Genomic DNA, 8,599 nt, shown 5'->3' on the forward strand with positions numbered 1-8,599 from the left:
GGCGACGGACACCGCGTTACCGGTCGGCCTGGGCGGGAACCCGGGGAGCTGACGAGGGAGGATGCTCATGACGTCAGCTTCGGGGCCGACCGGCAACTGGCGGCCCGGCACACAGGGTGGCGACCTGCTTCCATCCGGACCGGCCGGCCGGCTGTCGACACCGAGCGGGAACGGCAACGGGCCCGAGGGCGGGCCGCCGACCGTGACGATCGGCTCGTACCCGGACTATCCGACCGCACAGCGGGTCGTCGACTACCTGGCCGACAACCGCTTCCCGGTGGAGCACAGCGCCATCGTCGGCACCAACCTCACCCTGGTGGAGACGGTGCTCGGGCGAATGACCACCGGTCGAGCCGGGCTGCTCGGCGCCGGTACCGGCGCCTGGTTCGGGCTCTTCATCGGCCTGTTGTTCGGCATCTTCACGGTCGGCAACTGGCTGGCGGTGATCCTGGTCGGGCTGGTCATCGGCGCGATCTGGGGTGCCGTCTTCGGCGCGGTGGCGCACGCCATGACGGGCGGGCAGCGCGACTTCACCTCGGCCAGCTCGCTGCGCGCCGGGCAGTACGCCGTGACCGTCGACGCACAGCTCGCCGACCAGGCGCGACAGCTCCTCGGTCGGATGCAGATGCCCAACTCGGCGACGAACGCCCGCTGAGCGACGTTCGATCGGCCGTCCCGGCACACACCGGGGCGGCCGTTTCGTCGTTCAGTCGTGGTACGCCAGCTCGCCGGCCCGCAGCGGCACGTCGACCCGGTTCTCCGGCGGCGCCAGTGGGCAGGCCCAGCGGTCGTCGTACGCGCAGCTCGGGTTGTAGAGGTAATTGGCGTCCAGCCGGACCCGGTCACCGGGCAGCACCTCGACGCCCCGGCCGAAGGTGCCCTTCACCGTGTCGGTGAGGTACCGCCCTCCCCCGTAGCTGTCCCGCCCGCAGGTGCCGTCGCGCAGCGGAACGAACAGCCCGCCCCCGTACGCCTCGATCCACCACAGGGTCAGCGGCCCCCACGGCGTCTCGGCCACCGCGACCCGCCGGTACGCGACCACCCCGTCCGGGCCCCCGGTGTCGATGCGCAGCTCACCGCTGGCCGAGCGCAGGGGCGCTTCGACAACGGCCCCGGGATTGGGCGGGAAGTAACGCACCCCGGCGAAGTCGGGTCGCTCCGCCACCGGGATCGGGCTCTGCGGGTGGTTGGCGAAGAGTTCGTCGCGGCCGGCGCGGAAGCCGGCCAGGTCGACGTCGGACAGGTACAGCCGGGCCACCCGCTCCCGCCAGTCGGCCAACTCCAGATCATCCACGCCACCGAGCCTATGCCGTGGCTCTGCGGCAGCTCAGCGCGACGGCCAGTTGGTGAGGACGGCGTCGAGGGCGTCCAGGGTGCGCGACCAGGAGTCGTCGGCGGGGCGCGGGGTGTGCCGGAAGCCGCCGGTCTTCTCCAGACTGACGAACCCGTGGAACGTGCTGTGCATCATCCGTACCGCGTCGGTCTGGTCCGGCTCGGAGAGCTGGTAGCCGCGCAGGATCGCCCGGGTCATCTCGGCGTGCCGGACGCCCGCGCTCGCGGCGGCCGTCTCCGGGTCGAGGTCGATCTGCATGGCCGCGTATCGGCCCGGGTGCTCTCGCGCGTAGTCGCGGTACGCGTTGGCGAACGCGACGAGAGCATCCTTGCCGGCCCGGCCGGCGAGCGCGGCGGCGACCCGGTCGGCCAGCTCCGCCAGCGCCAGCAGGGCCATTCTGACCCGTAGTTCGCGCGCGTTCTTGAGGTGGAAGTACAGGCTGGCGTCCTTGACCCCGAAGTGGCGTGCGAGGGCGGCGACTGTGACGTTCTCCAGGCCCACCTCGTCGGCCAACTCGGCCGCGGCCAGCGTCAGACGTTCGGCGGTCACCCCGGCACGTGCCATGCAGCACACTCCCAACCTGTCCCCAATAATCACTTGCCTAGGAGGGCTAGGCTACTACCTATGTTGGTCCTGACCGAATCCGTCATCCGCGCGTCCTTCGTCAATTGCAGTCGAGGCGAGGCGAAGCGGCTGACCGTACCTAACGATCTTGAAATGCGGCCGTGGGACGACCTCGACTTCCTCGGCTGGCGCGACCCGTCCGCGCCACAGCGGGCCTACCTGGTCGCCGAGATCGACGGCAAGCTGGCCGGGGTGGTGCTGCGGGCCGCGACGCACCAGACGGGGCGCGTGCGGCACAGCATGTGCTCGTTCTGCCTGACCACGCACCTGGGCGGAGGCGTCTCGCTGATGACCGCCCCCAAGGCCGGCCCGAGCGGGCGGCAGGGCGACTCCGTGGGCACCTACCTGTGTTCCGACCTGGCCTGCTCGCTCTACCTGCGGGGCAAGAAGCACGCCGGGCCTCCCGCGCCCGAGCCGCTGCCCCTGCCGGAGAGGATCGACCGCGTCAGGAGCGCCCTCGCGACGTTCCTCCGCAAGGTCACCGAGTGACGGGTCGCGGCAGACGGCGCGGCCGGGGCCGAAGCGTGTTCGGACCCCGGCCCGCCTGCGGTTAGCGGTCGGTGGCCAGGCGGGCGTGCAGGTGCTCGTCGTAGCGGCGGCCGTCGCCGTAGCGGTACGACTCGCGCAGGGTGCCCTCGGCCGGGTAGCCGGCGCGCTCGGCGACCCGGCAGGACGCCGGGTTGGCCACCGCGTGACACAACTCCACCCGGTGCAGCCCGAGATCCGCGAACGCCCACTCGGTGAGCCGGACGACGGCGCGCGCCGCCACCCGACGCCCCCGCGCCGCGGGCATCGTCCAGTAACCGATGGACGCGTCGCCGTCGCGGATATTGTGCAGCGACACCGAGCCGAGCAGCTCGCCGCCGGCCGCCGCGGTGACCGCCATCGAGGCGTGGCCGCCGGTGGACCAGTCGGCCCGGCGACGCACCCAGAGCAGCGCGACCTCGTCGTCGATCGGGCCGCCGCCCTGCGGGTTCCACTGGGCGATCGCCGGATCACGGAGGGCGTCGCGCACCGCCGGGGCGTCCTCGTCCCGCCACGGGCGCAGCAACAGGTCGGCGGCGCAGAGTTCCACGTGTTCCACGAGGCCGGAGTCTGGCACAACCTACGGCCTGGGCGCCGCAAGTTTCACACGGGCTTATTTCAAAGCTGCACGAACTGACGCTCAACACCCGTGGAAGTGACCGACGCAACGCTCAAACGATGTTATTTAAATTTGAAAGAGTGCTACCGTCGTGGGCATGACCGAGAGCCTGGACAGCACCCGAGAGGCCGCCTGGCGCGCCTACATCGAGGCCAGCCAGCGTCTCTACACGCAGTTGGAAGAGGATCTGCGGGTCGCCAGCGATCTCAGCTTCTCCGACTACCACGTGCTGGTCCTGCTCTCCGAGGCACCCGGGCAGCGGCTACGGATGGGCGAGCTGGCCAGCCGGCTGATCTTCTCGCCCAGCCGCCTCACCTACCAGGTCTCCTCCATGCAGCGTCGTGGCCTGGTCAGCAAGGAGCCCTGCCCGGACGACCGGCGCGGCAGCGAGGCGGTCCTCACCGCCGCCGGGCTGCTCGCCCTGCGAGAAGCCGCACCCCACCATCTGGCGTCGGTGCGTACCCATCTCATGGACGACCTCGACGATGCCGAGGTCGCCTGCCTCACCCGGGTCTTCGACCGGCTCGGCGAGCGCCTGCGGGCATCGCGGGCCAGCTCGACCACCCCCGCCTCACGCTAGGAGCCTCGACATGCCCGCGATCACCGTCGACAACGTTCTCGTCCTTCCCCGCCTGCCCCAGCTCGACGAGGCCACCACGATCCGCCCGGTCCGCACGGTGACCACGGCGCCCAGCGGCTTCGAGGGTGAGGGCTTCCCGGTCCGTCGCGCCTTCGCCGGGGTGTCGACCACCGACCTGGACCCGTTCATCCACCTCGACCAGATGGGCGAGGTCGACTACGCGCCGGGCGAGCCCAAGGGCACCCCGTGGCACCCGCACCGCGGCTTCGAGACCGTCACGTACATCATCGACGGCGTCTTCGACCACCAGGACTCCAACGGCGGTGGCGGCACCATCACCGACGGCGACACCCAGTGGATGACGGCGGGCAGCGGCCTGCTGCACATCGAGGCGCCGCCGGAGCACCTGGTCATGAGCGGCGGGCTCTTCCACGGCACCCAGCTGTGGGTCAACCTGCCCCGCTCGGCCAAGATGAACCCGCCCCGCTACCAGGACATCCGGGGTCGGGAGTCGGCGCTGCTCACCACGCCCGACGGCGGCGCGCTGATCCGGGTCATCGCCGGCGAGGTCGCCGGGCACCGCGGTCCGGGTTCGACCTTCACCCCGATCACCATCACGCACGTCACCGTGCAGCCGGGCGCGCAGGTCGACCTGCCCTGGCGGCCCGACTTCAACGCCCTGGTGTACGTGCTGGGCGGTCGCGGCACGGTCGGCACCGACCGGCGTCCGGTGCGTACCGGCCAGCTCGCTGTGCACGGCCCGGGTGACGCGCTGCGGTTCAGCGCCGACACCTCGCAGGACAGCAACACGCCGGCACTGGACCTGTACATCATGGGTGGTCAGCCGATCCGGGAGCCGGTGGCACAGTACGGCCCGTTCGTGATGAACACCCGGGACGAACTGCTCACGGCGTTCGAGGACTTCAAGGCCGGCCGCCTCGGCGTGATCCCCACCGAGCGGCTCCCGCACACCGGCGGCCAGGGCACCCGACCCTGACCACCGTCGACCGCTGAGGTCGGCGCCGACGCCTCCGGTTCAGCCCGGGGGCGTCGGCGCCACCTCAGGAGACCGCAAAGATCCCGGCAACGCCCAGAATCACCATCACCAACACCGCTACCAGCGCGCCCCGCTCGCTCTCCACCGCCGGCTCGCGGTTCTCGGTCACGGGATTCGTCGTGTCGCGGGGCATGGTGTGGCCTCCTCGGCTGTTGTCGCGTCGCTGTCGATGGCGTTGGTCAGGTCACCGGTCCGGGGCCTGACGTGCGGACCCGCGTCGGGGGTCCTACGGTGAGGACGTTGCCGACCTCCAGGGGGGCTGGACGGTGCCGTTGCAGGACTGGTTCCTCACTGCTGAGGAACGCGCCAACCCGGTCTCTGGCATACCCGTGTGGACCACGGGAAACCTCGCCGAGCCGTTGATTCACGGTGCGGCCTACTTCGACCGACTGGTCGACGAGGTCGAGGCCCTGGGTGCCGGCGACCACCTGTTCTTCACCGACTGGCGGGGTGACCCGGACCAGCGGCTGCGACCGGACGGTCCGACAGTGGCCCAGCTCTTCGCGCAGGCCGCACAGCGCGGTGTGGTGGTCAAGGGGTTGATCTGGCGCTCGCACCTCGACGTGCTGGCGTACAGCGAGGCGGAAAACCGCGACCTCAGCGAGACGATCTCGGCCGCCGGTGGCGAGGTGCTGCTGGACCAGCGGGTCCGGCGCGGCGGCTCGCACCACCAGAAGCTCGTGGTGCTGCGGCACCTCGACGCACCCGAGCGGGACGTCGCCTTCGCCGGCGGGATCGACCTGTGCCACAGCCGCCGCGACGACGCCGCGCACCACGGTGATCCGCAACCGGTGCAGATGTCCCCCCGGTACGGACCCAATCCGCCCTGGCACGACGTACAGCTCGCGGTGCGCGGTCCGGTGGTCGGCGCGTTGGACACCCTGTTCCGGGAACGCTGGACCGACCCGATGCCGTTGGACTCGGAGAACCCGATGGCCTACCTGCGGGACCGGCTGCGCGGCTCGGACCTGCGCCCCGACCCGCTGCCCGAGCAACCGGCCGATCCGCCGCCCTGTGGTCCGCACCAGATCCAGGTGCTGCGCACCTACCCCGCCGTCCGTCCGCGCTACTCGTTCGCACCGGACGGGGAGCGGACCGTGGCCCGGGGTTACACCAAGGCCGTACGCCGGGCCCGCCGGCTGATCTACCTGGAGGATCAGTACCTCTGGTCGGCCGAGGTCGCGGACCTGTTCGCGCACGCGCTGCGGGACAACCCGGACCTGCACCTGGTCGCCGTCGTCCCCCGCCACCCGGACGTGGACGGCAAGCTGGTGTTGCCGCCGAACATGGTGGGGCGCGAGCAGGCGCTGTCCCTGTGTGAGCGGGCCGCACCGGACCGGGTGCACGTGTTCGACGTGGAGAACCACGCCGGTGACCCGGTCTACGTGCACGCCAAGGTCTGTGTGGTCGACGACGTCTGGGCCAGCGTGGGCAGCGACAACTTCAACCGGCGGTCCTGGACGCACGACAGCGAGTTGTCCTGCGCGGTGCTCGACGAGACACCGGACCAGCGGGAGCCCACCGACGCGGCCGGGCGGGGTGACGGCGCGCGCACCTTCGCCCGGGACCTGCGACTGCGGTTGTGGCGCGAGCACCTGGACCGTGACCCGGGCGGCGCGGACGACGCCGACCTGCTCGACCCGGCCGACGCCGTCGCGGCCGTCACGGCCGCCGCCGACGCGCTACAACGGTGGTACGACGACGGCCAGGTCGGCGAACGCCCACCGGGGCGACTGCGCCCGCACCGCCCCGAGCGGCTGCCGTGGTACACGCGGGCCTGGGCGCTGCCGGTGTACCGGCTGGTCTACGACCCGGACGGCAGGCCCCTGCGGGCGAGGCTGGCCGGCACCTGGTGAAACGGTCGGGCCGGCTCCGGCGCGGCCACCGCGTGCACGTGCAGCCCGCCCGGGTAGGCGAACGACGAGCGTGGTGAGTAGTAGCCGAAGCCGATGGTCAGTGGGTTGTCCGGGCGCAGCGCGTACATCGGGTGGCCGGGCTGGAGGAACTCGACCGACTCGATCTCGAACGGGGCGACCGGCTCGGCGACGAACGGGTAGGCCGAGCTGACCAGCTGGCCGTCGCGCCGGGTGAAGTAGCGGTGGTGCCCGCTGCTGATCGCGTGCCCGGTCTCCCCCACCCGGCACCGGGCCCGGATCAACGGCGTGCCGTCGATCTCCGTCTCGGAGAGCAGCTCCTCGCCGGTCACGTCGATGTGGGTACGCCCGGAGAGCACCGGGGCGCCGCGAGCGACGGCGTACTCACGGACCCGCCGGCTGGAGGCCACGTAGTGGGTCCACCAGCCGCCGGCGTTGAGACCGCCGGGCGCGTCGACGCCCAGCAGCGAGACGCCGAGGTAGGTCAGCGAGTAGGCGCCGAAGCCGGAGGTCTGCGTCTCGTCGTCGACGACGTACTGGTTGAGGAAGACCTGCCGGTCGGGGCGGGGGCAGAGCCCCGGAGGGACCAGCGCGGCGACCGCGTCAGGATCGGCCGGCAGCCAGCTGAAGTAGAGGGTGCGACTGTTCACGACAAGCTGGGGAGCGGCTGGATCGAGCACGGTGCCTCCGAACCGGGTGTGTACACGCGACGCTACGGCCGGTCCCACCAGCGGGACAAGGACGGATAGCCGACACTCCCGGCGACTTGTCGGGTTTCCTGTTGACCAGCCGACGCGGCCGTGTGCCGATCGGTCGTATCAGGCGGACGACCGGCAGCGGACCGCGCCGGAAACTGGGTAAGGATCCTCACAAGCACCTTGACCGCCGCACCGTTTGCCCGTTTTGTCATTGGACACACCTTAAGTACATCAACCTTTCGGCTAGATTTCCGGGAGCCGATCAGGTTAAGGTGACTCCCGAACGGCCTATTGGAAGCTAAACCAAAGCGTCACACCTTTTTGTCCGCGGACGAGGTGCAGGGAGGACCACCCATGACCGCGCCAACGATCACCGAGCAGCCGAGCGCCGCCGTCAAGACCACCACCAAGCTCGACCCGCGCGCTCTCACCGACAGCGCTGCCGACCTGCTCAACGCGATGGCGGCGCTGCCCGCCAACCACCCGTCGCGCGCCGCGCTGCGGGACCGGGCGATCGAGGCCTGGCTGCCTCTCGCCAACCACCTGGCCCACCGCTACAGCGGGCGCGGCGAGCCGAACGACGACCTGGCGCAGACCGCCGCGATCGGCCTGATCAAGGCCATCGACAAGTTCGACCCCGAGCGCGGTGTCGACTTCGCCGGTTACGCGATCCCCACCATCATCGGGGAGCTCAAGCGACACTTCCGGGACCGCACCTGGGACATCCGGGTGCCCCGCCGGCTCCAGGAGCTGCGGCTGGCCATCTCCGACGCCAACAGCTCGCTCCTGCAGACCCTCGGCCGCTCGCCGACGGTCGCCGACATCGCCGCGCACCTCAAGCTCACCGAGGAAGAGGTGCTGGAGGGCCTGGAAGGCGCCCGCGCGTACAACGCGGTGTCGCTGTCCACCCCGACCGGTGACGGCGAGCGCGCCACCGAGCTGGGCGACATGCTCGGCGGCGAGGACACCGAGTTCGAGCTGGCTGAGCTGCGGGTCGCCCTCGGCCCGGCGCTGGCCACCCTCGACGAGCGCGAGCAGAAGATCCTGACGCTGCGCTTCTACGGCAACCTGACCCAGTCGCAGATCGCCGACCAGATCGGTGTCTCGCAGATGCACGTCTCGCGGCTGCTGACCCGGGCGCTGACCAAGCTGCGCGGCCAGCTCGACGGCACCTACTGACCGGTTGACAAGCGGAGGGCCGGGTCCTGGGTGTCCGCGTCCCAGGCCGGCGCCAGGTCACCGACGCCACGGTCGATCCAGTCGCCGACCAGCTTGACCCAGCCGTTGCC

The 8,599-nt window shown here is 71.1% G+C and carries 11 protein-coding genes; 6 read left to right on the forward strand and 5 right to left on the reverse strand.

The annotated features are described in order from the left end of the window. The first annotated feature begins 67 nt into the window (after nucleotides 1–67). On the forward strand, nucleotides 68–655 hold the full coding sequence (locus AB0B68_RS27530) for a general stress protein (RefSeq protein WP_355007209.1): 588 nt from the start codon (nucleotides 68–70) through the stop codon (nucleotides 653–655). A 51-nt stretch (nucleotides 656–706) separates the two neighbouring features. Here the strand turns inward: AB0B68_RS27530 and AB0B68_RS27535 are convergent, their stop codons facing one another. Next, nucleotides 707–1,294 (reverse strand): DUF1684 domain-containing protein, encoded by a 588-nt coding sequence (locus AB0B68_RS27535; protein ID WP_357263718.1) that lies wholly within the window; start codon nucleotides 1,292–1,294, stop codon nucleotides 707–709. 33 nt (nucleotides 1,295–1,327) lie between these two features. Further along, nucleotides 1,328–1,897, reverse strand: a complete 570-nt coding sequence (locus AB0B68_RS27540) for a WHG domain-containing protein (protein ID WP_357204720.1) — start codon at nucleotides 1,895–1,897, stop codon at nucleotides 1,328–1,330. A 60-nt stretch (nucleotides 1,898–1,957) separates the two neighbouring features. On the opposite strand from AB0B68_RS27540, the gene AB0B68_RS27545 reads away from it, so the two are divergent. Further along, entirely contained in the window at nucleotides 1,958–2,446 is a 489-nt protein-coding gene (locus AB0B68_RS27545) for an FBP domain-containing protein (RefSeq protein WP_357204718.1), read from the forward strand. A 61-nt stretch (nucleotides 2,447–2,507) separates the two neighbouring features. Here AB0B68_RS27545 and AB0B68_RS27550 read toward each other — a convergent pair whose 3' ends face one another. Next, on the reverse strand, nucleotides 2,508–3,041 hold the full coding sequence (locus AB0B68_RS27550) for a GNAT family protein (RefSeq protein WP_357204716.1): 534 nt from the start codon (nucleotides 3,039–3,041) through the stop codon (nucleotides 2,508–2,510). A 157-nt stretch (nucleotides 3,042–3,198) separates the two neighbouring features. On the opposite strand from AB0B68_RS27550, the gene AB0B68_RS27555 reads away from it, so the two are divergent. Further along, nucleotides 3,199–3,681, forward strand: coding sequence for a MarR family transcriptional regulator (locus AB0B68_RS27555; protein WP_357204714.1), 483 nt, complete (start codon nucleotides 3,199–3,201; stop codon nucleotides 3,679–3,681). A 10-nt stretch (nucleotides 3,682–3,691) separates the two neighbouring features. Continuing rightward, the gene (locus AB0B68_RS27560) at nucleotides 3,692–4,678 is read left to right on the forward strand and encodes a pirin family protein (RefSeq protein WP_357204712.1); all 987 of its coding nucleotides are present in this window, start codon (nucleotides 3,692–3,694) and stop codon (nucleotides 4,676–4,678) included. A gap of 64 nt (nucleotides 4,679–4,742) precedes the next feature. On the opposite strand, the gene AB0B68_RS27565 is transcribed toward AB0B68_RS27560, so the two are convergent. Further along, the gene (locus AB0B68_RS27565) at nucleotides 4,743–4,871 is read right to left on the reverse strand and encodes a hypothetical protein (RefSeq protein ID WP_256441970.1); all 129 of its coding nucleotides are present in this window, start codon (nucleotides 4,869–4,871) and stop codon (nucleotides 4,743–4,745) included. Between the two features lie 133 nt (nucleotides 4,872–5,004). On the opposite strand from AB0B68_RS27565, the gene AB0B68_RS27570 reads away from it, so the two are divergent. Continuing rightward, nucleotides 5,005–6,594 carry a phospholipase D-like domain-containing protein gene (locus AB0B68_RS27570; RefSeq protein WP_357208216.1) on the forward strand — a complete coding sequence of 530 codons (1,590 nt, stop codon included), beginning with the start codon at nucleotides 5,005–5,007 and terminating at the stop codon, nucleotides 6,592–6,594. Here the strand turns inward: AB0B68_RS27570 and AB0B68_RS27575 are convergent. Further along, entirely contained in the window at nucleotides 6,543–7,292 is a 750-nt protein-coding gene (locus AB0B68_RS27575) for a hypothetical protein (protein WP_357263721.1), read from the reverse strand. The two genes, AB0B68_RS27570 and AB0B68_RS27575, sit on opposite strands and share 52 nt — an antisense overlap. 372 nt (nucleotides 7,293–7,664) lie before the next feature. Between AB0B68_RS27575 and AB0B68_RS27580 the strand changes: the two genes are divergently transcribed. Then, entirely contained in the window at nucleotides 7,665–8,489 is an 825-nt protein-coding gene (locus AB0B68_RS27580) for a SigB/SigF/SigG family RNA polymerase sigma factor (protein ID WP_355007199.1), read from the forward strand. The last annotated feature ends 110 nt before the right edge of the window (nucleotides 8,490–8,599 follow it).

The sequence above is a fragment of the Micromonospora sp. NPDC049049 genome, assembly GCF_040649115.1.
Taxonomy (GTDB): domain Bacteria; phylum Actinomycetota; class Actinomycetes; order Mycobacteriales; family Micromonosporaceae; genus Micromonospora.